The sequence below is a fragment of the Brachymonas denitrificans genome (genome assembly GCF_907163135.1).
Taxonomy (GTDB): Bacteria; Pseudomonadota; Gammaproteobacteria; order Burkholderiales; family Burkholderiaceae_C; genus Brachymonas; species Brachymonas denitrificans_A.
The window spans coordinates 2,329,669-2,351,910 of sequence record NZ_CAJQUA010000001.1 but is presented as its reverse complement, the minus strand read 5'-3'; the positions used below and the strand labels follow the sequence as shown (position 1 = coordinate 2,351,910).

The 22,242-nt window shown below is 64.0% G+C and carries 30 protein-coding genes; 5 read left to right on the top strand and 25 right to left on the bottom strand.

All coding sequences use genetic code 11. From position 1 onward, the window contains the following. Positions 1 to 4: 4 nt before the first annotated feature. From KKQ75_RS11005 to KKQ75_RS10995, 3 genes are read right to left on the bottom strand one after another with little or no spacing between them, the layout of a single operon-like run. A complete protein-coding gene (locus KKQ75_RS11005; RefSeq protein WP_213362212.1) occupies positions 5 to 274 on the bottom strand; it encodes an HPr family phosphocarrier protein in 270 nt (89 codons plus the stop codon). Continuing rightward, a complete protein-coding gene (locus KKQ75_RS11000; RefSeq protein ID WP_250131071.1) occupies positions 271 to 708 on the bottom strand; it encodes a PTS sugar transporter subunit IIA in 438 nt (145 codons plus the stop codon). The genes KKQ75_RS11005 and KKQ75_RS11000 overlap by 4 nt, the downstream gene beginning before the upstream one ends. A gap of 58 nt (positions 709 to 766) precedes the next feature. Continuing rightward, positions 767 to 2,014 (bottom strand): MFS transporter, encoded by a 1,248-nt coding sequence (locus KKQ75_RS10995; protein WP_213362211.1) that lies wholly within the window; start codon positions 2,012 to 2,014, stop codon positions 767 to 769. Positions 2,015 to 2,221: 207 nt separating this feature from the next. On the opposite strand from KKQ75_RS10995, the gene KKQ75_RS10990 reads away from it, so the two are divergent. Further along, positions 2,222 to 2,719, top strand: a complete 498-nt coding sequence (locus KKQ75_RS10990; protein WP_213362209.1) for a TlpA family protein disulfide reductase — start codon at positions 2,222 to 2,224, stop codon at positions 2,717 to 2,719. Positions 2,720 to 2,798: 79 nt separating this feature from the next. Here the strand turns inward: KKQ75_RS10990 and KKQ75_RS10985 are convergent, their stop codons facing one another. After that, complete coding sequence (locus tag KKQ75_RS10985; RefSeq protein WP_213362208.1) at positions 2,799 to 3,251, bottom strand: c-type cytochrome; 453 nt, start codon at positions 3,249 to 3,251, stop codon at positions 2,799 to 2,801. Positions 3,252 to 3,355: 104 nt separating this feature from the next. On the opposite strand from KKQ75_RS10985, the gene KKQ75_RS10980 reads away from it, so the two are divergent. Continuing rightward, positions 3,356 to 4,135 (top strand): cytochrome b/b6 domain-containing protein, encoded by a 780-nt coding sequence (locus tag KKQ75_RS10980; protein ID WP_349772156.1) that lies wholly within the window; start codon positions 3,356 to 3,358, stop codon positions 4,133 to 4,135. 4 nt (positions 4,136 to 4,139) lie between these two features. Beyond that, positions 4,140 to 4,640, top strand: a complete 501-nt coding sequence (locus KKQ75_RS10975) for a GNAT family N-acetyltransferase (protein WP_213362207.1) — start codon at positions 4,140 to 4,142, stop codon at positions 4,638 to 4,640. Between the two features lie 15 nt (positions 4,641 to 4,655). Here the strand turns inward: KKQ75_RS10975 and KKQ75_RS10970 are convergent, their stop codons facing one another. The 21 genes from KKQ75_RS10970 to KKQ75_RS10870 all read right to left on the bottom strand — a co-directional run bounded on the left by KKQ75_RS10970 (position 4,656) and on the right by KKQ75_RS10870 (position 19,851). Continuing rightward, complete coding sequence (locus tag KKQ75_RS10970; protein WP_213362206.1) at positions 4,656 to 4,973, bottom strand: YdhR family protein; 318 nt, start codon at positions 4,971 to 4,973, stop codon at positions 4,656 to 4,658. Positions 4,974 to 5,139: 166 nt separating this feature from the next. Beyond that, positions 5,140 to 5,409 (bottom strand): 30S ribosomal protein S17, encoded by a 270-nt coding sequence (gene rpsQ, locus KKQ75_RS10965; RefSeq protein WP_213362205.1) that lies wholly within the window; start codon positions 5,407 to 5,409, stop codon positions 5,140 to 5,142. 16 nt (positions 5,410 to 5,425) lie between these two features. Continuing rightward, entirely contained in the window at positions 5,426 to 5,620 is a 195-nt protein-coding gene (gene rpmC / locus KKQ75_RS10960; RefSeq protein WP_091818229.1) for a 50S ribosomal protein L29, read from the bottom strand. Between the two features lie 15 nt (positions 5,621 to 5,635). Next, on the bottom strand, positions 5,636 to 6,052 hold the full coding sequence (gene rplP, locus KKQ75_RS10955; protein WP_213362204.1) for a 50S ribosomal protein L16: 417 nt from the start codon (positions 6,050 to 6,052) through the stop codon (positions 5,636 to 5,638). 28 nt (positions 6,053 to 6,080) lie between these two features. Next, the gene (gene rpsC / locus KKQ75_RS10950; RefSeq protein WP_213362202.1) at positions 6,081 to 6,950 is read right to left on the bottom strand and encodes a 30S ribosomal protein S3; all 870 of its coding nucleotides are present in this window, start codon (positions 6,948 to 6,950) and stop codon (positions 6,081 to 6,083) included. Between the two features lie 12 nt (positions 6,951 to 6,962). Next, the gene (gene rplV / locus KKQ75_RS10945) at positions 6,963 to 7,292 is read right to left on the bottom strand and encodes a 50S ribosomal protein L22 (protein ID WP_213362200.1); all 330 of its coding nucleotides are present in this window, start codon (positions 7,290 to 7,292) and stop codon (positions 6,963 to 6,965) included. Positions 7,293 to 7,301: 9 nt separating this feature from the next. Further along, a complete protein-coding gene (gene rpsS / locus KKQ75_RS10940; protein WP_091818235.1) occupies positions 7,302 to 7,577 on the bottom strand; it encodes a 30S ribosomal protein S19 in 276 nt (91 codons plus the stop codon). A 10-nt stretch (positions 7,578 to 7,587) separates the two neighbouring features. Continuing rightward, positions 7,588 to 8,415, bottom strand: a complete 828-nt coding sequence (rplB, locus tag KKQ75_RS10935) for a 50S ribosomal protein L2 (protein WP_213362199.1) — start codon at positions 8,413 to 8,415, stop codon at positions 7,588 to 7,590. Between the two features lie 2 nt (positions 8,416 to 8,417). Continuing rightward, complete coding sequence (gene rplW / locus KKQ75_RS10930; protein WP_091818239.1) at positions 8,418 to 8,732, bottom strand: 50S ribosomal protein L23; 315 nt, start codon at positions 8,730 to 8,732, stop codon at positions 8,418 to 8,420. Next, on the bottom strand, positions 8,729 to 9,349 hold the full coding sequence (gene rplD / locus KKQ75_RS10925; RefSeq protein WP_213362198.1) for a 50S ribosomal protein L4: 621 nt from the start codon (positions 9,347 to 9,349) through the stop codon (positions 8,729 to 8,731). Before rplD ends, rplW begins: the two co-directional genes overlap by 4 nt. Further along, entirely contained in the window at positions 9,349 to 10,023 is a 675-nt protein-coding gene (gene rplC, locus KKQ75_RS10920) for a 50S ribosomal protein L3 (protein ID WP_213362197.1), read from the bottom strand. Before rplC ends, rplD begins: the two co-directional genes overlap by 1 nt. A gap of 273 nt (positions 10,024 to 10,296) precedes the next feature. Beyond that, complete coding sequence (gene rpsJ, locus KKQ75_RS10915; RefSeq protein WP_054257904.1) at positions 10,297 to 10,608, bottom strand: 30S ribosomal protein S10; 312 nt, start codon at positions 10,606 to 10,608, stop codon at positions 10,297 to 10,299. Between the two features lie 18 nt (positions 10,609 to 10,626). After that, the gene (gene tuf / locus KKQ75_RS10910) at positions 10,627 to 11,817 is read right to left on the bottom strand and encodes an elongation factor Tu (protein WP_213362196.1); all 1,191 of its coding nucleotides are present in this window, start codon (positions 11,815 to 11,817) and stop codon (positions 10,627 to 10,629) included. A gap of 163 nt (positions 11,818 to 11,980) precedes the next feature. Beyond that, complete coding sequence (fusA, locus tag KKQ75_RS10905) at positions 11,981 to 14,083, bottom strand: elongation factor G (protein ID WP_213362195.1); 2,103 nt, start codon at positions 14,081 to 14,083, stop codon at positions 11,981 to 11,983. Positions 14,084 to 14,232: 149 nt separating this feature from the next. Next, positions 14,233 to 14,703, bottom strand: coding sequence for a 30S ribosomal protein S7 (gene rpsG / locus KKQ75_RS10900; protein ID WP_213362194.1), 471 nt, complete (start codon positions 14,701 to 14,703; stop codon positions 14,233 to 14,235). A gap of 191 nt (positions 14,704 to 14,894) precedes the next feature. Next, positions 14,895 to 15,272: a 30S ribosomal protein S12 gene (rpsL, locus tag KKQ75_RS10895; RefSeq protein ID WP_213362192.1), complete on the bottom strand. Its 378-nt coding sequence runs from the start codon at positions 15,270 to 15,272 to the stop codon at positions 14,895 to 14,897. Between the two features lie 267 nt (positions 15,273 to 15,539). Then, complete coding sequence (locus KKQ75_RS10890; RefSeq protein WP_213362788.1) at positions 15,540 to 16,754, bottom strand: D-alanyl-D-alanine carboxypeptidase family protein; 1,215 nt, start codon at positions 16,752 to 16,754, stop codon at positions 15,540 to 15,542. Positions 16,755 to 16,890: 136 nt separating this feature from the next. Beyond that, the gene (locus KKQ75_RS10885) at positions 16,891 to 17,523 is read right to left on the bottom strand and encodes an alpha/beta hydrolase (RefSeq protein ID WP_213362191.1); all 633 of its coding nucleotides are present in this window, start codon (positions 17,521 to 17,523) and stop codon (positions 16,891 to 16,893) included. Between the two features lie 14 nt (positions 17,524 to 17,537). Further along, complete coding sequence (locus tag KKQ75_RS10880) at positions 17,538 to 17,915, bottom strand: (2Fe-2S) ferredoxin domain-containing protein (RefSeq protein WP_213362190.1); 378 nt, start codon at positions 17,913 to 17,915, stop codon at positions 17,538 to 17,540. A gap of 15 nt (positions 17,916 to 17,930) precedes the next feature. After that, positions 17,931 to 19,109, bottom strand: coding sequence for a VanZ family protein (locus KKQ75_RS10875; protein ID WP_213362189.1), 1,179 nt, complete (start codon positions 19,107 to 19,109; stop codon positions 17,931 to 17,933). A 280-nt stretch (positions 19,110 to 19,389) separates the two neighbouring features. Continuing rightward, complete coding sequence (locus KKQ75_RS10870) at positions 19,390 to 19,851, bottom strand: DUF4019 domain-containing protein (RefSeq protein ID WP_213362188.1); 462 nt, start codon at positions 19,849 to 19,851, stop codon at positions 19,390 to 19,392. 161 nt (positions 19,852 to 20,012) lie between these two features. Between KKQ75_RS10870 and hemB the strand changes: the two genes are divergently transcribed. Further along, a complete protein-coding gene (gene hemB / locus KKQ75_RS10865; RefSeq protein WP_213362187.1) occupies positions 20,013 to 21,020 on the top strand; it encodes a porphobilinogen synthase in 1,008 nt (335 codons plus the stop codon). After that, positions 21,013 to 22,185 carry a magnesium transporter CorA family protein gene (locus KKQ75_RS10860; RefSeq protein ID WP_213362185.1) on the top strand — a complete coding sequence of 391 codons (1,173 nt, stop codon included), beginning with the start codon at positions 21,013 to 21,015 and terminating at the stop codon, positions 22,183 to 22,185. Before hemB ends, KKQ75_RS10860 begins: the two co-directional genes overlap by 8 nt. Positions 22,186 to 22,242: the final 57 nt, after the last annotated feature.

Genomic DNA, 22,242 nt, shown 5'->3' with positions numbered 1-22,242 from the left:
TTCCTCACTCGCCTTCGCCGAACTTGTCGTTGATCAGGTCGACCAGCGCCTGCATGGCCTCCTCCTCGCGCTCGCCATTGGTCTCGAGCGTGATCTCGGTGCCGATGCCGGCGGCCAGCATCATGACGCCCATGATGCTCTTGGCATTGACGCGCCGGCTGCCGCGCGTGACCCAGACTTCGCAGGGGAAGGAGCCGGCCAGCTTGGTGAGCTTGGCGGAGGCGCGGGCGTGCAGCCCGAGCCGGTTGCTGATGGTGATGGCTTGCTGAATCATTCTTTCTCGTCCTGGCTGCAGGCATCCGGATCGCAGGCGATCGGCATGATGCCCTGCGCACCGCCGCTGAGGGCGCGTTCCTGCATCTCGTCCAGCGGCAGCCCGGCATAGCAGACGGCCCGCAGCAGCATCGGCACGTTCAGGCCGGTGACGCCGCGCAGCGGTGCCTGGCAGCCGATGGCTTCCTGCCGTTCGAGCAGGTGGGTGACCACATTGCAGGGGGTGGCACCCAGCACGTCCGTCATCACCAGGGTGCCGGCACAGACCATGTCCTGCATCAGCAGGCGGGCGCGCTCCAGCGTCTGCTCGGGCGTTTCGTGCGCCAGCACGTCGAGCGCATGGACACGGTCGCCGCAGTCGGGAAAGACATGCAAGGCCGCAGCCCGGAACGCCTGCGCCAGCGGTTCGTGGGCGATGATGAGGATCTGGTTCATGCAGGAAACGGTGTTCGGGCACGCGCAGGCGGCCGGCGCGCGGACGGACACGGATTGGTCATTGCAAGGATGATACTTCGACGCGGCCCGGTTTGTACCACAGGAACAGCAGATACGACAGCACGCAGGCTGCCAGCAACACCCCGAAAGCCCCACGGTAGGCATCCGCCAGCTGCCAGCCGCGCTGCTGCAGCGCATCCACCAGCCGGCCCACGCCGGACTGCACCAGGAACACGCCGGCAAACACCAGCAGGTTGAAGGAAGTGAGCGAACGGCCGGCCAGATGCACCGGCAGGCGCTGCGTCAGCACCGGCTGCGCCAGCGAGACCACGGTCGAGGTCACGCAGAATGCGGCCAGCAGCCAGGGCGTTGCATCGCCGAGTTGCGTGCCGCCCAGGATCACCAGCAGCAGGATGGCCATGCTGACTGGCAGGCCCCGGCGGATCATGGATTCCACCTCCATGCCGGCGCGCAGCAGGCGCGGCATCAGCAGGCCCCAGAGCCAGAACGCCAGCAGCATCAGCAGGTTGATGATGAACATGCCGCGCGCCGATTGCTCCGGAGTGAATCCGGCCACATGACTGAGCCAGGGGCCGGCCCAGAGCGTCTGCGTGGCCGTCATGGCGCCGTAGTTGACCAGGGCGATCGGAATGTAGTGGATGAACTGCGGATGCGTCCAGACGGCGCGCAGCCCGGGCCTGCCATTGCCAGCCGCCACTGGCGCACCGGAGGGCAGCTGCCAGGCCGGCAGCACGCGCAGCACCAGCAGCATGGCCAACGCCATCAGGATCGCCAGCGCCACGAACAGCAGGCGCCAGCCCGTCACCGGCAGCAGCCACTGCACCGGCAGGGTGGCGGCCACCATACCGAAGGAACCGGTCATCAGCATCCAGGCATTGGCACGCAGCTGCATCGGGCCATCCAGCCAGCGCCGGTAGCCGGCGAGCGGCGCCATCAGGCAGGCACTCAGGCCGATGCCCGCCAGCAGGCGTGCCGCGAACAGGCTGCCCAGGCCCTGTGCCCAGGCAAACAGCAGCGTGCCGAGTACCGCCAGCACCAGAAAGCGCGACAGGATGGCGCGCGGACCCAGCTTGTCGAGCCAGTGCCCGAGCGGCAGCTGCGTCAGCGTGAAGCCGAGGAAGTAGGCGCCGGAGAGCAGGCCCAGTGCGCCCGCGCCCAGCTGGAACTCGTCCGTGAGCTGCGGGGCAATGGTGGCCGTGACCACGCGCAGCAGGGTCGAGAGGAAATAGCAGAAGGCGCACACCAGGAACACCAGGATGGCGCCGCGGCGATCAAGCAGGGACATGGAACTAAAGCCGGCAATCCCGTCACGGCTGGCGGACGGTGTGGCAGCAATGTAGCACGCGCCTCCCGCAGCAGCGGCCCATGAAAAACCCTGCGCCGTCCTGCCCTGTTGCAGCTTTCCCGCAGGGACTGCACCGCAATGCGCATACACTAGGCGTCCGGGTCGCCTGTGCGTGCGGCCCGTGTCCAGTCATTCGAGAACGCTTGCATGAAACGCCTGTTTTCCATCATGGGCTTCCTGGCCCTGTTCGGTGTGGCCGCCGCCACCTATTTTTCGCTGCGCCCCGATGCCGCGCCCCAGTCGAACTTCGTGATGCTCGACGGCAGCCAAAAGACTACCCAGTCATGGAACGGCAATGTCACGCTGGTCAACTTCTGGGCCACCAGCTGCACCACCTGCGTGGCCGAGATGCCCATGCTGGTGAGCACCTACAACAAATACCAGGCCAAGGGCTACCGCACGGTGGCCGTGGCGATGGAATACGATCCGCCGGCCTATGTGCTGAACTTCGTCAAGACACGCCAGCTGCCCTTCGAGGTGGCTCTGGACAACACCGGCCAGGTGGCGCGCGACTGGGGCAACATCACCATCACCCCCACCACCTTCCTGCTGAACCGGCGTGGCGAAATCGTCAAGCAATACGTGGGTGCGCCCAACGAGAAGGAGCTGCACACGCTGATCGAGAAGCTGCTGGCGGAGAGCTGATCCGCATCATCCGCCAGTAGCAGCCCACGCAGAACAGCCCGCTTTCGCGGGCTGTTTCGTTTGTGGCCGTCTGCAGGACTTACTTGTTGCGGAAGTTGTCGTGGCAGGACTTGCAGGTCTGGGCGGCATCGGCAAAAGCCGCCTTGAGCTGGTTCAGGTCGCCGCTCTTGGCCGCCGTGTTCAGCTTGGCTGCCTCGGCCTGGAACTTCTCGGCACCGGCCTTGAACTTGGCGCTGTCTTTCCAGATTTCGGCCTTGGCACGGGTCTGGCCCTTGTCGCTGCCCTGCGTGAAGCCGGCGAACGGCAGGCGCGCCATGTAGGCCACCACTTCGGCGTTGGCCGCTGCGGACTTGGCGTTGTAGGGGGCCTTTCCGGTGGCCATGGCACCGATCGGGCCGAAATGCGCACCGATCACGTTGAACGCACCCTGGCGGTACTTGATGGCGTCTTCGGCCTTGGCAAAGGACTGGGCAGCGGCCGGCAGGGCTGCGAACAGGCCGGCAGCCAGCGTCAGGCAGGCGAGTTTCTTCATGGGACAGTTTCCTCGTCGTCTTGGTAGGGGGTTGAAGCGGGCACCGTTGCGCCCACTTGCGAAGGCATGGAGGTTTCCCTGCATTGGCACGAGTGCCGCGCACCGTGCTACAGTTATTTTGGCATGGCCGTCTGCAAGGCTGCCGTGCGTCCATCCATTACCTGATTGCCCCGCACTGCTACATGTCTGTCGAGCCGGTTTCCACCGTTCCTGTCCGCGTCTGGGATCTTCCCACCCGTCTGTTCCACTGGGCCCTGGCCCTGCTGGTGGTGGTGCTGGTGGTGAGCGGCACCGTGGGAGGCCTGTGGATGGAATGGCACCTGCGCGCCGGCATGGGCGTGCTCGCCCTGCTGCTGTTCCGCCTGGTCTGGGGCGTGATCGGTGGCCACTGGTCGCGCTTCGCCAACTTTCTCTACAGCCCCTCGCGCATGCTGCGCTACCTGCGCGGCGATGGACAGGCACTCGACGAAGTGGGGCACAGCCCGGCGGGTGCGCTTTCCGTCTGGGCCATGCTGCTGGTACTGGGCGTGCAAGGCGTGATCGGCCTGTTCGCCTACGACGACATCGCCTTCTCGGGCCCGCTGGCGCACCTGGTATCCAATGACACCGTGAGCACGCTCACCGGCCTGCACAAGCTCGCCAAGCCGCTGATCATCTCGCTGGTGCTGCTGCATGTGGGTGCCATCGTCTTCTATCGGGTGGCACGCAAGCGCAACCTGGTCGGCCCCATGCTGCTGGGCGACAAGCAGCTGCCACCGGGCACCCCAGCCAGCCGCGATTCCGCCGGCACGCGTCTGCTCGCCCTGCTGCTGTTTGCCGCCTGTGCCGGCTTCATGGTCTGGGTCAGCTCGCTGGCGGGCGAGGTCAGCGCGAGCTACATGTAAGACCATGAGCGAGCACCACCCTCCCCCCGAAATCCGCCTGCAGCCGGTCGACACGCCGGAACTGCTGCAAGAGGCGCGCCGCCTGATGCAGGAATATGCCGACAGCCTGGATATCGATCTGGATTTCCAGGGATTTGCCGAGGAGCTGGCCGCATTGCCGGGTGCCTATGCACAGCCGCAGGGCACCCTGCTGCTGGCACTGGTGGACGGCGCCGTGGCCGGAGGCTGCGCCCTGCGCCCCCTGCCCGAAACCGACTATGCCGATGCGGCCGAGATGAAGCGCCTGTACGTGCGTCCTATGTTTCGCGGCTTCGGCCTGGGCCGGCTGCTGACCGAGGGCATCCTCGATGCGGCACGCATGGCCGGCTACCAGCATGTGCTGCTGGACACGCTGGACGACATGGAGTCGGCGCGCGCGCTGTACGAGGAACTGGGGTTCGTGGAGATCCCGCCCTACTACCACAATCCGGTGGCGGGCTCGCACTACCTGATGGCGGAGCTCTGAGCGTCCGTCCTGCGCTCAGCTTTCGTCGATCAGGATCTCGTGCGTCAAGTTGTCGACCTGCACCGGGCTGTCGAACAGGGTGAGCTGGGGCGGCGCACCGTATTTCTCCTGCACGAACTGCTTCCACGCAGCATCGTAGACGCGCTCGGCATCGGCACGCGTGCGCCACAGGTACATGCCGCCCGCGGTGCGGCCGTCTTCGGACAGGATGTAGTACTTGCGCACCAGACCCGGCATGTCGAGATAGCGCGGGGCGGTATTGCGGAAAATCTCGCGCGCCTGGGCACGCGTGATGGCTTCGGGCAGACTGAACTGGACCAGCGCGGTGATCATGGGCAATTCCTTGGCAAGAACGGGGCCGCAAGGCCATGAGGGGCCGGGCCCCTGTCTGTTTCCATTATGCCGGCTTTGCAGGGATGAAAAAAAAACGCCCCACTTGCGTGAGGCGTTCTTTCGCACGGCAGGGATGCGCGCATCCCTGCCATCGGCGGGCTGTGAATTACACCACGGCAGCCTTCTGCACCAGGCGGGTGGCAACCCAGCTCTTGGTACGGGAGATCGGGCGGCCTTCGGTAATCTCGATGATGTCGCCCAGCTTGTACTCGCCATTTTCGTCATGGGCGTGGTACTTGCTGGTCTTGATCACGATCTTGCCGTAGATCGGGTGCATCACGCGACGCTCGATCATCACGGTCACTGTCTTGGCACGCTTGTCGCTCACCACCTTGCCGATCAAGGTGCGCTTGAGGGAGGTTTTTGCTTCCGTCATTTTGGTCACTCCTTGATTACTTGGCGGCTTGCTTTTCAGCAAGAATGGTCTTGGCACGGGCAATGTCACGACGCGTCTGGCGCAGTGCAGCCGTGTTGTTCAGTTGCTGGGTGCCCTTTTGCATGCGCAGACCGAAATGGGCCTTTTGCAGGTCCTTGATTTCGGCTTCGATGCCGGCCACGTCCTTGTTGCGCAGATCAGCAGCTTTCATTTTCTCTTCTCCTGATTAGGCGCCCAGTTGGCGGGACACGAACACGGTGCGCAGCGGCAGCTTGGCAGCAGCCAGCTTGAACGCTTCACGGGCCAGTTCTTCGGGCACACCCACGATCTCGTAGATGACCTTGCCGGGCTGGATTTCTGCCACGTAGTACTCGGGGTTGCCCTTGCCGTTACCCATACGCACTTCAGCAGGCTTCTGGGAGATCGGCTTGTCGGGGAACACGCGAATCCAGATACGGCCGCCACGCTTGACGTGACGGGAAATGGCACGACGTGCAGCTTCGATTTGACGGGCAGTCAGGCGACCACGGTCGGTCGACTTCAGGCCGAAGTCACCGAACGCCACCGTGTTGCCACGGGTAGCGATGCCGGTGTTGCGGCCTTTCTGCTCTTTGCGGTATTTTCTGCGTGCAGGTTGCAGCATGTGTTTTCTCCTGGATCAGCCGAACGGATTATTCGGCTGCGGTGCCGTCCGCTGCTGCAGCGGGCGCGTTCGCAACGCGCTTAACGGCGGGGGTGGCTGCGCCAGAGGCTTCAGCCGGCTTGTCGCTGCCATCGGTAGGAGCAGTGTTGCCTGCACCGGCGATGCGGCGGGTACGCGGACGGTCGCTGCGGCGGTCGTCGCGGCCATCGCGGCGGCCACGCGGGCGGCGCTCGTCTTCACGCGGTTCGGCAGCCACGGGCACGTCATTGCGGCCCAGGTTGTCGCCCTTGTAGACCCACACCTTGACACCGATGATGCCGTAGGTGGTTTCGGCTTCGCTCACACCGTAGTCGATGTCGGCGCGCAGGGTGTGCAGCGGCACACGGCCTTCGCGGTACCACTCGGTACGGGCGATTTCGATGCCGTTCAGACGGCCGGAAGACATGATCTTGATGCCCTGGGCACCCATGCGCATGGCGTTCTGCATGGCGCGCTTCATGGCGCGGCGGAACATGATGCGCTTCTCGAGCTGCTGCGTGATGCTGTCGGCGATCAGCTTGGCATCGATTTCGGGCTTGCGCACTTCCTCGATGTTCACGGCGACCGGCACGCCCAGCATGGCGTTCAGTTCACGCTTCAGGTTCTCGATGTCCTCGCCTTTCTTGCCGATCACCACGCCCGGACGCGCCGAGTAGATGGTGATGCGGGCGCTCTTGGCGGGGCGCTCGATCAGGATGCGGGAAACGGAAGCGTTCTTCAGTTTCTTGGCCAGGTACTCGCGCACCTTGATGTCTTCGGCCAGCATGCCGGCGAAATCGCGGTTGTTGGCGTACCAGCGGCTGTTCCAGTTACGGCTCACCGCCAGGCGGAAACCGGTAGGATGGATTTTCTGTCCCATTGCTTACACCTTTCAGTTGCCGACCGTCACGTACACGTGGCACGTGGGCTTGCTGATGCGGTTACCGCGGCCTTTGGCGCGGGCGGTGAAGCGCTTGAGCGTCGGGCCCTGCTCGACGTAGATGGTTTTCACCTTCAGTTCGTCGATGTCGGCACCGTCGTTGTGCTCGGCGTTGGCGATGGCGGATTCCAAGGCCTTCTTGATGATCACGGCAGCTTTCTTCTGCGTGAACGTCAGGATGCTCAGGGCCTGATCCACCTTCTTGCCACGAATCATGTCGGCGACCAGACGGCCCTTGTCGACCGACAGACGGACGCCACGAACAATTGCACGTGTTTCCATGGTCTTTCCTTATTTCTTCGCTTTTTTGTCTGCCGCGTGACCCTTGTAGGTACGCGTCAGGGCAAATTCACCCAGCTTGTGGCCGACCATCTGGTCGGTCACGTAGACAGGCACGTGCTGCTTGCCGTTGTGCACGGCGATCGTCAGGCCGATGAACTCGGGCAGGATCATGGAGCGACGCGACCAGGTCTTGACGGGCTTCTTGTCGTTGGTTTCGACGGCCTTTTCAACCTTGGCCATCAGGTGATGGTCTACGAATGGACCCTTTTTGAGAGAACGAGCCATTGTCTACCCCTTATTTCTTGCGACGCGACACAATCATGGACTGCGTGCGGCGGTTGTTACGCGTACGATAACCCTTGGTCAGGTTGCCCCACGGGTCGACAGGCGCCTTGCCGGTGCCGGTACGGCCCTCACCACCACCGTGCGGGTGGTCGATCGGGTTCATGGCCACGCCACGCACGGTCGGGCGGATACCCATCCAGCGCTTGGCACCGGCCTTGCCCAGCTGACGCAGGCTGTGTTCACCGTTGGCCACTTCACCAATGGTGGCGCGGCACTCGATGTGGATCTTGCGCACTTCGCCGGAGCGCATGCGGACCTGGGCGTAGACGCCTTCACGGGCCAGCAGCGTGGCGTAAGTACCGGCGGAACGTGCGATTTGCGCGCCCTTGCCCGGCTTGAGCTCGATGCAGTGGATCGTGGAACCGACCGGAATGTTGCGGATCGGCAGGGTGTTGCCCACGCGGATCGGCGCTTCGGAGCCGCTCACTATGCTGGCGCCCACTTCCAGGTTGCGCGGAGCAATGTGGTAGCGGCGCTCGCCATCGGCGTAGACCACCAGCGCGATGTGCGCGGTACGGTTCGGATCGTATTCGATACGCTCGACCTTGGCCGGGATGCCGTCCTTGTCGTTGCGCACGAAATCGACCACGCGGTAGTGGTGACGGTGACCGCCGCCCTTGTGGCGCACGGTGATGTGACCATTGTGGTTGCGGCCGGCCTTCTGGAACTGGGGTTCCAGCAGGGGGGCGTAACCGGAACCCTTGTGCAGGTGGTCACGGGTGACCTTCACGGCATGGCGACGGCCAGCGGAAGTCGGTTTGATCTGGATAACAGCCATGATTAAGCAGCCTCCCCGGACAGGTTCAGTTCAGAGCCTTCCTTCAGCGTCACATAGGCCTTGCGCACGTTGTTGCGACGGCCGATGGAACGGCCAAAGCGCTTGACCTTGCCCTTGGTGTTGACCACGGAAACGCCAGTCACCTCGACCTTGAACAGCAGTTCAACAGCGGCCTTGATTTCGGGCTTGGTAGCGTCCTGCAGCACCTTGAAGGTGACAGCGTTGGACTTCTCGGCAACCAGGGTGGCCTTTTCGGACACGACGGGAGCCACGAGGACGGCCATCAGACGGCCTTCGTCAAACTTGTTGGCGCTCATGCGAACATCTCCTGCAGTTTGTCGAGGGCGGGCTTGGTGACCAGCACTTTCTTGTAGTACACCAGGGACAGCGGATCGACGTAACGCGGCTCCACAACCAGCACATTGCCCAGGTTGCGGCTAGCCAGGTACAGGTTCTCATCGACTTCGTCGGTGATCACCAGTACGGAATCCAGATTCATGGCCTTGAACTTGGCAGCCAGACCCTTGGTCTTGGGGCTGTCCACTTTCATGGAGTCGACCACGGACAGGCGACCGTCGCGCACCAGCTGCGACAGGATCACGGCCATGCCGGCGCGGTACATCTTCTTGTTGACCTTCTGGCTGAAGTTTTCTTCCGGGCTGTTCGGGAAAGCGCGACCGCCTCCACGCCAGATCGGGGAAGACGTCATACCGGCACGTGCGTTGCCGGTGCCCTTCTGGCGGAACGGCTTCTTCGTGCTGTGCTTGACTTCGGCACGGTCTTTCTGCTGACGCGTACCCTGACGGGCGTTGGCCTGGTAGGCAACGACGATCTGGTGCACCAGGTCTTCGTTGTAGGCACGGCCGAACACGGTGTCCTGTGCATCCACCTTGGATGCGGACTGGCCCTGGTCATTCAGGAGTTCGATTTGCATCACTTGGCTCCTTCAACTGCTTTGGCCTTGACTGCCGGACGGACGGACACGAAGCCGCCCTTGGCGCCGGGGATGGCACCCTTGATCATCAGCAGCTGGCGGGCTTCATCGATGCGCACCACGGACAGGTTCTGCGTGGTCACGGTCTCGTCGCCCATGTGGCCGGTCATTTTCTTGCCAGGGAACACGCGACCCGGATCCTGGGCCATGGAGATGGAACCCGGAACGTTGTGGGAACGGCTGTTACCGTGGGAAGCGCGCTGGGAACCGAAGTTGTGGCGCTTGATGGTACCGGCGTAGCCCTTGCCGATGGAGGTGCCCTGCACGTCGACCTTCTGGCCAACGGAGAACAGCTCGGCGACAGGCAGCGTGGCGCCGGCGGCGTACTTGCCGGCGACCTCGTCGGTCACGCGGAATTCCTGGGTGATTTCACCGGCTTCGACGCCGGCCTTGGCCAGATGGCCGGCCTGCGGCTTGGTCACGCGGGAGGCGCGGCGCTTGCCGAAAGTGACCTGCAGGGCCACATAGCCGTCGTTGGCGTCGGTCTTGACCTGGGTCACGCGGTTGTCGGACACGTCCACCACCGTGACGGGGATTGCATCCCCCTCATCGGTGAAGACACGCATCATGCCCACCTTGCGGCCCAGCAAACCCAAGTGTTTGCTCAGACTCATTGTTTTCTCCGTAACTTTCACCGCGACCGACTGCAATTGGCCAGCCACGTGTTGGGTGTGAAAGACTGTTAATAAAACTCCATGCCCTGTTGGAATGCACGCAAAAAACGCGCGCAAAAGTGCACGAAGCCTTGCATTCTAGGACGACGGCCGATGTTTTGCAATAGCCTGCATGGCGAAATGCAGGAAAAAGCCACATCCCGGAATGAAAAAGGCCGGGTATCGCTACCCGGCCCTGAACTGCATCACGCAGGGGGCTTGCGCCCCGGGTGATTACTGCAGCTTGATCTCGACGTCCACGCCAGCCGGCAGGTCCAGCTTCATCAGGGCGTCGACCGTCTTGTCGGTCGGGTCGACGATGTCCATCAGACGCTGGTGCGTGCGGATTTCGAACTGGTCGCGGCTGCTCTTGTTGACGTGCGGGGAACGCAGGATGTCGAAACGCTTCATGCGCGTCGGCAGGGGCACGGGACCCTTGACGATGGCGCCGGTGCGCTTGGCAGTGTCAACGATTTCGGCTGCGGACTGGTCGATCAGCTTGTAATCGAAGGCTTTCAGACGGATGCGGATTTTTTGCTTGGACATGTTCTTGTTTCCTTCGGATTAGGCAATGATCTTGGCAACAACGCCGGCGCCGACGGTACGGCCGCCTTCGCGGATGGCGAAGCGCAGACCTTCTTCCATGGCGATCGGGGCGATCAGCTTCACGGTGATCGACACGTTGTCACCCGGCATCACCATTTCCTTGTCGGCCGGCAGCTCGATCGCGCCGGTCACGTCCGTGGTACGGAAGTAGAACTGGGGACGGTAGTTGTTGAAGAACGGCGTGTGACGGCCACCTTCGTCCTTGGAGAGCACGTACACCTCGGCGGTGAAGTGCGTGTGCGGCTTGATGGAGCCCGGCTTGCACAGCACCTGGCCGCGCTCGACGTCTTCACGCTTGGTGCCGCGCAGCAGGATACCGACGTTGTCGCCAGCCTGGCCCTGGTCCAGCAGCTTGCGGAACATTTCCACGCCCGTGCAGGTCGTCTTCTGGGTTTCCTTGATACCGACGATCTCGATTTCCTCGCCGACCTTGATGATGCCGCGCTCGACGCGACCGGTCACCACGGTACCGCGGCCGGAGATGGAGAACACGTCTTCCACCGGCATCAGGAACGCGCCGTCAACAGCACGCTCGGGAGCAGGGATGTAGGAGTCCAGCGCCTCGGCCAGCTGCATGATGGCGCCTTCGCCCAGCTCGCCCGTGTCGCCTTCCAGCGCCAGCTTGGCGGAACCCTTGATGATCGGGGTGTCGTCGCCGGGGAAGTCGTACTTGCTCAGCAGTTCGCGCACTTCCATCTCGACCAGTTCCAGCAGCTCGGCGTCATCGACCATGTCGCACTTGTTCAGGAACACGATGATGTAGGGCACGCCCACCTGGCGGCTCAGCAGGATGTGTTCACGCGTCTGTGGCATCGGGCCGTCAGCGGCGGAGCACACCAGGATGGCGCCGTCCATCTGGGCAGCACCGGTAATCATGTTCTTCACGTAATCGGCGTGGCCGGGGCAGTCAACGTGCGCGTAGTGGCGGTTGGCCGTCTCGTACTCGACGTGCGAGGTGTTGATGGTAATGCCGCGGGCCTTCTCTTCAGGCGCGTTGTCGATCTGGCTGTAGTCCTTGGCTTCGCCGCCGAACTTCTTGGACAGCACCGTGGCGATTGCCGCAGTCAGAGTGGTCTTGCCGTGGTCCACGTGACCGATCGTGCCGACGTTCACGTGCGGCTTGGTCCGTTCAAACTTTTCCTTGGCCATGATTGGCTTCCTTTACAAAAAGAGCTTTGCCCGTGACGGGTTTAAGGTCTGCATGCTGTCACTGGATCCCCAGCCACGGGCAGCCGGGGGTGCAGCATCGCAGACCATCGAAAAAAGCAGGCCCTGCAGCCACCGCCGGGGCGATGGCGCAAGGCGCAGCCGATTACTTGGCGCGTGCAGCGATGATGGCTTCGGACACGTTGCGCGGAGCTTCCGCGTACTGCTTGAATTCCATCGTGTAGTTGGCACGACCCTGCGTCATGGAACGCAGCGAGGTGGCGTAGCCGAACATTTCGGACAGCGGCACCTCGGCCTTGATGGCCTTGCCGCCGCCGACCATGTCGTCCATGCCCTGCACCATACCACGCTTGGAGGACAGGTCGCCCATCACGGTACCGGCGTATTCTTCGGGCGTCTCGACTTCCACGGCCATCATCGGCTCGAGGATGACCGGGTTGGCCTTCTTGCAGCCTTCCTTGAAGCCGAAGATGGCGGCCATCTTGAACGCCTGCTCGGAGGAGTCAACGTCGTGGTAGGAACCGAAGGTCAGGGCGACTTTCACGTCGACCACCGGGTAGCCAGCCAGCACGCCGGCGTTCAGGGCTTCTTCCACACCCTTCTGCACCGCGGGGATGTATTCGCGCGGAACCACACCGCCCTTGATCTCGTCCAGGAACTCGAAGCCCTTGCCCTGCTCGTTCGGCTCGATGCGGAACACGACGTGACCGTACTGGCCCTTGCCGCCGGACTGGCGCACGAACTTGCCTTCGACGTCGGACACGGACTTGCGGATGGTTTCGCGGTAGGCCACCTGGGGCTTGCCCACGTTGGCTTCCACATTGAATTCGCGCTTCATGCGGTCCACGATGATCTCGAGGTGCAGTTCGCCCATGCCGGCAATGATGGTCTGGCCGGATTCCTCGTCGGTACGCACGCGGAAGGACGGGTCTTCTGCAGCCAGGCGGGACAGGGCAATACCCATCTTTTCCTGGTCGCTCTTGGTCTTGGGCTCGACGGCCTGGGCGATCACGGGCTCGGGGAACACCATGCGCTCGAGCACCACGGGGTTGGCTGGGTCGCACAGGGTTTCACCGGTGGTGACGTCCTTCAGGCCCACGCACGCAGCGATGTCGCCGGCGCGGATCTCTTCGATCTCCTGGCGCTCGTTGGCGTGCATCTGCACGATACGGCCGATACGTTCCTTCTTGCCCTTGACGGAGTTCAGGACGGTGTCGCCCTTGTTCAGCACGCCGGAATAGACGCGCACGAAGGTCAGCTGGCCGACGAAGGGGTCGGTCATCAGCTTGAATGCCAGCGCGGAGAACTTCTCGTTGTCGTCGGCTTCACGCGTGATCGGGTTCTCGTCCTCGTCGGTACCTGCGACCGGCGGGATGTCCTTCGGAGAGGGCAGGAAGTCGAGCACGGCGTCCAGCATGCGCTGCACACCCTTGTTCTTGAACGCGGTACCGCACAGCATGGGCTGGATTTCGGTGGCGATGGTACGCTGACGCAGACCGGTGATGATGTCCTCTTCGCTCAGGTCACCCTCTTCCAGGTACTTGTTCATCAGCTCTTCGCTGGCTTCGGCAGCGGACTCGACCATCTTCTCGCGCCACTCGTTGGCGGTGTCGACCAGGTCAGCCGGGATGTCCTTGTATTCGAACTTCATGCCCTGGGAAGCGTCGTCCCAAATGATGGCCTTCATCTTGATCAGGTCGACCACGCCCTGGAAGTTGTCTTCGGCACCGATCGGCACGACGATCGGCACGGGGTTGGCCTTCAGGCGCAGCTTCATCTGGTCGACGACCTTGAAGAAGTTGGCGCCGGTACGGTCCATCTTGTTCACGAAGGCCAGACGCGGCACCTTGTGCTTGTTGGCCTGGCGCCAGACGGTTTCGGACTGGGGCTGCACGCCACCCACGGCACAGTAGACCATGCAGGCGCCATCCAGCACGCGCATGGAACGCTCCACCTCGATGGTGAAGTCCACGTGGCCGGGGGTGTCGATGATGTTGATGCGGTGCTCGGGGCGGGACAGGTCCATGCCCTTCCAGAAGCAGGTCACGGCAGACGAGGTGATCGTGATGCCGCGCTCCTGTTCCTGCTCCATCCAGTCGGTGGTGGCCGCGCCGTCGTGCACTTCGCCCAGCTTGTGGGTCACGCCGGTGTAGAACAGGATACGCTCGGACGTAGTGGTTTTGCCAGCGTCAATGTGCGCAGAAATACCGATGTTGCGGTAGCGCTCGATGGGGGTCTTGCGAGCCATGATGAACCTTTGGATGAATTCGAAAAGAGGAGAATTTTAGGGTTGCCGCTTTGCAGCGGCATGACAGGCACTGCCGGATACGCGACAGGGCTTGCAGCAGGAAACGCCTGCCGAAGCCCTGTACCGACGCATCTGCGGAGCCAGCCTGATCAGAAGCGGAAGTGCGAGAACGCCTTGTTGGCTTCGGCCATGCGGTGCACTTCGTCACGCTTCTTCATGGCGCCGCCACGGCCTTCGTTGGCTTCCAGCATCTCGTTGGCCAGACGCTGTGCCATGGATTTTTCGCCACGCTTGCGGGCAGCGTCCTTGATCCAGCGCATGGACAGGGCCAGGCGACGGACCGGGCGCACTTCCACGGGCACCTGGTAGTTGGCGCCACCGACGCGGCGGGATTTCACTTCCACCATCGGCTTGACGTTGTTGATGGCGGTGATGAACAGCTCCAGCGGCTCCTTGCCGGATTTCTGTTCCATGATGTCCAGGGCGCCATAGATGATGCGCTCTGCGACCGCCTTCTTGCCGCCTTCCATGATCACGTTCATAAATTTGGACAGCTCGACATTGCCGAACTTGGGATCCGGCAGGATTTCACGTTTAGGGACTTCACGACGACGTGGCATTTTGTAAACCTCATTGCTTCAGTTGGCACCATTTCAGGTACCGCGAGTGCCATCAGGACACCCACTTACTCGACCCGGCACAAAAAAGAGTTGCTGCACTTTGCGGGTCACTTCGTCTGCACCAGCCTGCCAGGCCGGCCAGACACCGTTGGAACTGTTTAACGGCTGTGCTCCATAGCCGCAGAAGGCAATCAGGCCTTCTTGGGACGCTTGGCGCCGTACTTGGAACGCGCCTGCTTGCGGTCTTTCACACCCTGCAGGTCCAGCGAACCGCGCACGATGTGGTAACGCACACCCGGCAAGTCTTTCACACGGCCGCCGCGCACCAGCACCACGGAGTGTTCCTGCAGGTTGTGGCCTTCACCACCGATGTAGGAGATGACTTCGAAGCCGTTGGTCAGGCGCACCTTGGCAACCTTGCGCATGGCCGAGTTCGGCTTCTTGGGAGTGGTGGTGTACACACGGGTGCACACACCACGGCGCTGCGGGCAGTTTTCCATCGCAGGGCTCTTGGACTTGATGACTTCGACCGTGCGTCCCTGACGCACGAGCTGGTTGATGGTTGGCACTCAGGCCTCCTTCTGACTCTGTGTAATTCCCTAAACGTGAATGAATTACGGGTTGACGATACGTGATTTCTCCCGGCACGCGCGCAGCATGGTGCCGCCGCAATGCGGAGAGCCTGCCAGTTTATCTGCAATGCCGGGGGTTTGGCAAGAGGGGATGCGGCCTCCGTGCCGGTTTGCGCAGGCAATCTGCGGCACGCAGGCCACAGCCGGGCATGAAAAAAGGCCTGGCAGCACGACGCTGACAGGCCTTCGGGGCAGTTGCGGGGATCAGAACAGGCTGCCGAACCACATGCGCAGGCTGTCCCAGAGGCGGCCGAAAAAGCCGGCCTGCGGCACCGCCTCGAGCGCCAGCAGCTGCACGGTGTTGATCGGCTGGCCTTCCAGCATGACCTTGAGCGTGCCGACTGCCTGGTCCTTGGCGACCGGGGCGACGAGCGGATCGGGACGCTCGACCTGGGTGGTGAGCTGCTGCGCCTTGCCGGCCGGCACCGCGACGGTGATGGCCTGGTGGCGGCCCAGGCCGACCTCGCGCTGGTCGCCCTTCCAGATGCGGGCCTTGACGGCGGCCTGGTCGGCGCCGAACAGCTGGATGCCCTCGAAGGCGGTGTAGCCCCAGTTCAGCAGCTTCTGCGTTTCGTTGGCGCGGGCATTCTCGCTGGCCGTGCCGAACACGATGGCCAGCAGGCGGCGGCCTTCGGGCAGGTTGGGGAACGGACGTTTGGCGGTGGCAATCAGGTTGTAGCCGGCGGCATCGGTGTGGCCGGTCTTGAGGCCGTCGACGGTGGGATCGCGGAACAGCAGGGTGTTGCGGTTGGTGCCGTTGGAGGCCGGGGTGCCGGGATAGGCGTATTCCTTGGTGGCGTAGTAGCCCACGTATTCGGGGAAGTCGCTCATCAGGCGCGTGGACAGGATGGCCATGTCGCGCGCCGTGGTGATGTGGCCGTCGGCCGTCAGCCCTTCGGGGTTGCGGTAGCCGGTGTGCGTCATGCCGAGCGCCTTGGCCGTGTCGTTCATCTTCTGCACGAAGGCTTCCTCGCTGCCGGCCAGGCCCTCGGCCAGCGCCATGGTCGCATCATTGCCGGACTGCACGATCATGCCCTTGACCAGGTCCTCGACACGTACCTGCATCTTGGGGTCGATGAACATGCGCGAGCCGGGCATCTTCCAGGCCTTGGTGCTGACGCCGAAGGTCTGGTCGAGCGTGATCTTGTGGCTCTTGAGCGCATCGAACACGATGTAGGCCGTCATCAGCTTGGTCAGCGAGGCGGGCTCCATGGGAGCGTCCATGTCCTTGGCGGCGAGCACCTGGTTGCCGGCAGTGATATCGACCAGCAGGTAGCCGCGCGCGGCGATGTCGGGCGGGGCCGGGAAGCCGGGCTGCACGGCTGCCACCGGGGCTGCCGGGGCGGAAGCCGCCGGCTGGGTCTGGACGGCCCGGGTGGCAGGCGCCTTTTGCGCCAGCACGGGCGCGGAAGACAGCATCAGGCAGGTCGCCAGCAGGAGCGAGGTACGGTGGAAACGGGGCAGCGTGGGCATGGCGGGGAACAGCAGGGATCAGGCAAACGGGGAACGGTACGGGCAGGAGCGCCCGCAGGAGAAGGCTGGCATGGCGCGCCCCTCAGGGCGCGGCGTGCAAATGATGTAGCACGATGTTCTTCAGCAGCGGCAATTGTCCATGAAAGAAATGACCGACTCCGGGCACAACTGTGACAGGAAGTGACTGCGGGCGGGCCCAGTCGAGCACCGAGGCGAGCGGGACCACGTCATCGGTTTCGCCGTGCACCACCAGGGTGCGCGGCTGCAGTTCGGCGGCGACCGGCGCCACCGTGAAGCGGCTGGCGGCAGTGCCGACCAGCACCAGCTGGTCGAGGTGGCGGCCCTGCTGCTGCAGGCGGGCGGCGCCATGGCTGGTGACGAAGGCGCCGAAGGAGAAGCCGGCCAGCGCCAGCGCACCCTGGGGCGCCACCTGATCGATGACCTGCATCAGGTCGTCCGCTTCGCCACGGCCTTCGTCGTGCGTGCCGGCGCTGGCGCCGACGCCGCGGAAGTTGTAGCGCACCGCGATCCAGCCATCCTGCACGAAGGCGCGGGCCAGGGTCTGCACCACCTTGTTGGTCATGCTGCCGCCGAACAGGGGGTGCGGATGCGAGATGACGGCGACGCCGCGCGGCGTGCCTTCGGGCTGGTCGCGCAGCGCCTCGATGGCGCCGGCGGCGCCCTGCAACTGCAGGGCTTCGGTCTGGGCATTCATGCGCTGGAGCCCTTTCAGCGACCGGCTTCGGGCGGCACCAGCAGGCGCTCCACGACCTTGCCGTTCTTCAGGTGCGACTCGATGATTTCGTCGATGTCGGCCTGGTCGACATAGGTGTACCAGACGGCTTCGGGGTAGACCACGGCAACCGGGCCGGCCGAGCAGCGGTCCAGACAGCCTGCCTTGTTGATGCGGACCTTGCCGGGGCCGCTCAGGCCCTGCTGCTTCGCCTGCTCCTTGCAGTAGGTGAACATGGCGTCGGCATTGTGGTCGGCACAGCAGGCCTCGCCGTTCTCGCGCTTGTTGAGGCAGAAGAAGACGTGGCGCTGAAAGTAGGACGCGGGCGCTGCCGGATCCGGCGCGTCGGCAGTCTGGGCAGGGGAATCGTTCATGCGGACATTGTAGGTTCAAGCGCCATGCGCTGGCGGGGATGCGGGGATTGCAGCGGGGCGGCGCACCAGCCGCACCATGACGTAGGCCAGCGCCGCATAGGGCCAGAGCCAGCCGAGCCACTGCGTGAGGCCGTAGAGGCGGATGAAGCTGCGCTGCATCCAGTTCTCGACGGCCCAGCGGTAGTAGACGGAGACCGCGGCATCGTTGACGACCTGCAGCTGGGCAATCAGTGCCAGCAAGGCCAGCAGCCAGAGCACGCGACGCGGCAGCCAGAGCGAGGCCAGACCCAGCACCACGGCAACGGGAACGGCGCGCTCGAGCAGGCCCGGCGGCCATTCTGCCGCCAGTTCGGGGCCGAATGCGAGCTGTTGCGCCAGGGCGGTCGCGCCCAGCCCTGCCAGCAGGCAACCGAGCAGCGCCACCACGCGCAGGCGGCGCGAAGGGATGATGGCGTAGGCCAGCAGGCTGGGAATCCACAGGCCCAGCGTCATCACCATCAGCTCGATGCCGGGCAGCATGGGCTGGAATTCGATGGCACGCAAAGGCAGCCATTCGAGGAACGGCGTGCCGGCCAGCCAGCTGGCGAGCCACAGTTCAGCACGCTCGAGCACCTGGCCCAGGCCGAACGGGACTTCCAACGGATAAAGCAAGGCACAGGGCCAGAGCACCAGCAGCACCATGGCACCGCGGGCATCGGGGGTGAACCAGCGGGCACGCAGCACGCTCCAGCGGCCGACGGCGCCGAGGCGGTCGATGCCGCGGGCGGCCAGTGCGCCCAGCAGCGCACCACCGGCGTTGAGCAGGGTATCGAGGTTGGACTGGATGCGGTTGGGCAGCCAGCATTGCAGGCTCTCCATGGTCAGCGAGAGCAGCGTGGCCGCGAGCAGCACCAGCGGCACGCTCCAGCGGCGCAGCGTGTCCTGCCCATCGCGCAGCAGGCCGAGCGTGAGCAGGAAGCCGAGCGGCAGGTAGGCCAGCACGTTGCCGATGATGTCGAACCAGGTCCAGTAGTGCGGCAGCGGCGCGGCGACGAATTCCCAGCAGCCGACGCCACGGTCGTGCCAGCCCCGGAACGGGAACAGCGAGGCGTAGATGATCAGCGCCAGCCAGGCAGCCGCCAGCGGCCAGGCCGTGCTGCTGGCCGGGGGATGGGAGATGGGCTTGTGGGTGGAAGGCTGGGTGGAAGGTGCCATGCCGGGTCACGGGCCTGCGGGCGGCGAAGAATGCATCCGCGCCGCTGATGATAGCCGGGGCTCTGCCGGCAGGGCCCGGGGAGTTCAAAAAAAACCCCGGCACGCGGCCGGGGTTCAAATGCATCTTGCTGGCGGGGTGGCCAGCAAAATCCCGCCCAGGGAGGAAGGCGGGGGGCACAGGGCCCGGAGTCCAATGTATCAAGTTTGCGGCGGGTTACGCCCCCTTTTTTCTTCTGTTCAAGCAAGTTGCAAGCTGTTGCATTTACTTGCAGGATATGCCTCAGCGCAGGGCAAAGCCCATCACCCGCCACTGGTTGTCGGTATCGAGGAAGTAGGTGACGCGCTCGAACCCACTGCGGTTGTTGGCGAACTGGCTCAGGAAGGTGACGTTGACATACTGGCCGGCAGGGGCCTGCGGGCCCTTGGCATCCTTGGCCGGCTCGGGCAGGATCAGGCGGTTGACGGCGACCCAGACCCGCTGCTGCGCCGGGCCGAGCTCCTTGTAGCGCTCGGCGCTGTTCTTGACGAAGGTGGACTGCTTGTCGAGCTTCTTCATCTGGGCGCTGGCTTCCTTCCAGATGTCGGCAGCCTTGCCCTGGGACACGTCGTTGAGTGCCGCCTGCGCCGCGTTGACGAAGGTGTTGGGATCGGCCGCCTGGAAGCCGGGCTGCGCCTGGGCCGGTGCCAATGCCAGGGCCGCGGCGGCAGCCAGGCCGAAACGGAATGCGTGCGGGATGTGCATGAGTCGGAACTCCATAACGGAAAGGTTGTGAGCGATTCATTATGCGGTCCAAATGCCGACTTGTGCCGAGCTTGATCCCCGACCATGCCTTTGATTGCAGGTGCGACATAGAATCAGGGACGGCCACTCACGGCCATGCTCCTTACCGAGATGGATTGCCCATGACTCCCTACGCCCCCTACCCGCTTGGCCGCCCGCGCCGTCTGCGCTTCGATGACTTCACCCGCCGCATGGTGCGCGAGCACCAGGTGACGCCGGATGACTTCATCTACCCGGTATTCCTGCACGAGGGCAGCAACCGGCGCCAGGCCGTGGCCAGCATGCCCGGTGTGGAACGCCTGTCGATCGACCTGCTGCTGCCGGTAGCCGAGCGCTGCCTGGAGCTGGGCGTGCCCTGCATCGACCTGTTCCCGGCGATCGATGCCGAACGCAAGGATGTGGACGGCAGCGAGGCGCTGAATCCGGACGGGCTGGTGCCGCGCGCGATCCAGGCGCTGAAGAAGGAGTTTCCCGAACTGGGCGTGATGACCGACGTGGCACTGGACCCCTACACCAGCCACGGCCAGGATGGCGTGATCGACGAGAGCGGCTATATCCTGAACGACACCACGGTGGAGATCCTGACGCGCATGGCGGTGCTGCATGCGCAGGCGGGTGCCGACATCATCTCGCCCAGCGACATGATGGATGGCCGCATCCTGAGCATGCGCGACGCTTTGGAGGAGGAAGGCTTGGTCAACACCCGCCTGATGGCCTACAGCGCCAAGTATGCAAGTGCCTTCTACGGCCCGTTCCGCGAGGCGGTAGGCTCTGCCGCCAGCCTGGGCAAGAGCAACAAGAAGAACTACCAGATGGACCCGGCCAATGGCGACGAAGCGCTGCGCGAAGTGGCGCTGGACATTGCCGAAGGCGCGGACATGGTGATGGTCAAGCCCGGGCTGCCCTATCTGGACATCGTCTGGCGCGTGAAGGAGGCCTTCCGGATGCCGACTTTTGCCTACCAGGTGAGCGGCGAATACGCCATGCTCAAGGCCGCGGCGCAGAATGGCTGGATCGACCATGATGCGGTGATGATGGAATCGCTGCTGGCCTTCAAGCGCGCGGGTGCCGACGGCATCCTGACCTATTCTGCGCTCGAGGCAGCCGAGTGGCTGCGCCAGCATGGCTGAAGCTCCTGATTCGGGGGCACCGGACTCGCTGAAGGTCATCGAGTTCACCGCCGGCAGCCTGCGTGTGGCCGACCGGTTGCCGCAGGCAGCGCCGGAGGACGGCTTCGTGTGGATCTATCTCGAGCGCGACGAGCTGGACCTCGCCCTGCCGCTGCTGCAGCGGGCAGCGCAGACGCTGGGAGGCTCGCAGCTGCTCGATCTGCACACCCTGGATCTGGGGCTGGACATCCACCCCTCGAATTACGACTACACCTCGGTCTACGATCTGATCGTGTTCCGGCGGCTGGCACTGCCCGGAGAGAGCGGGGACGACCTGGCCGGCGACCGCAGCGAGGCTCCACCGGGCACGCCGGGCCAGTCACAAAGCCGGCTGGCCACCTTCGGCCGCATCCGCTCGCAGGCGGTGGGCTTCGTGATTTTCGACCGGCTGCTGATCAGCGTGCATCCGGCGGGCTGCCCGACGGCGCGCGGCTTCGTCAAGCGCTTCCTGGCAGATATCCAGCAGGGCATGGATGCCGCTACGGCACGCTCGCGCCGCCCCACCAGCCCGGCCGATCTGGTGCTGCGCATGATCAACGGCATGGTGGACAGCTACCTCGAGCTGCGCCGCGACCTGACGGCCGAACTGGAACGCTGGCAGGCGCACCTGTTGCGCAACGATGCGCGCAATACCGACTGGAACGCGCTGATGCATGCGCGCAGCCAGCTGCACGTGCTGGAAGACCTGTGCGAAGAACAGCTCGATGCCATGCAGGAATGGCTGGACAGCCTGCGCGAGCAGCCGCTGGAGTCCTTCCACAGCCAGCCTGCCCAGGCCCAGGAACAGCGCGACATGCTGGTGGCTCGTGCGCGCGACGTGGTGGAGCATATCGAGCGCGTGATGCAGCATGCACGCCGGCTGCAGCAGTCGGCCGAAACCGTGGTGCAGATCCACTTCAGCGCCCAGGGCAACCGCACCAACGACATCATGCGCGTGCTCACCACCTTGACGGCCATTTTCCTGCCGCTCAATCTGATCGCCGGCGTGTTCGGCATGAACTTCAAGGAAATGCCGCTGCTGGACTGGCGCATCGGCTTCTGGGTAGCGACCGGCACCATGGCACTGATTGCGCTGGGGCTGAGCCTGTGGTTCTGGCGCAAGCGCTACCTGGATTCGGATCGGTGAGGACCGCGCTGCCCCACAGGGTGAATCCCGAGGAATCGGGAGCGCTTGGCGCGCTAG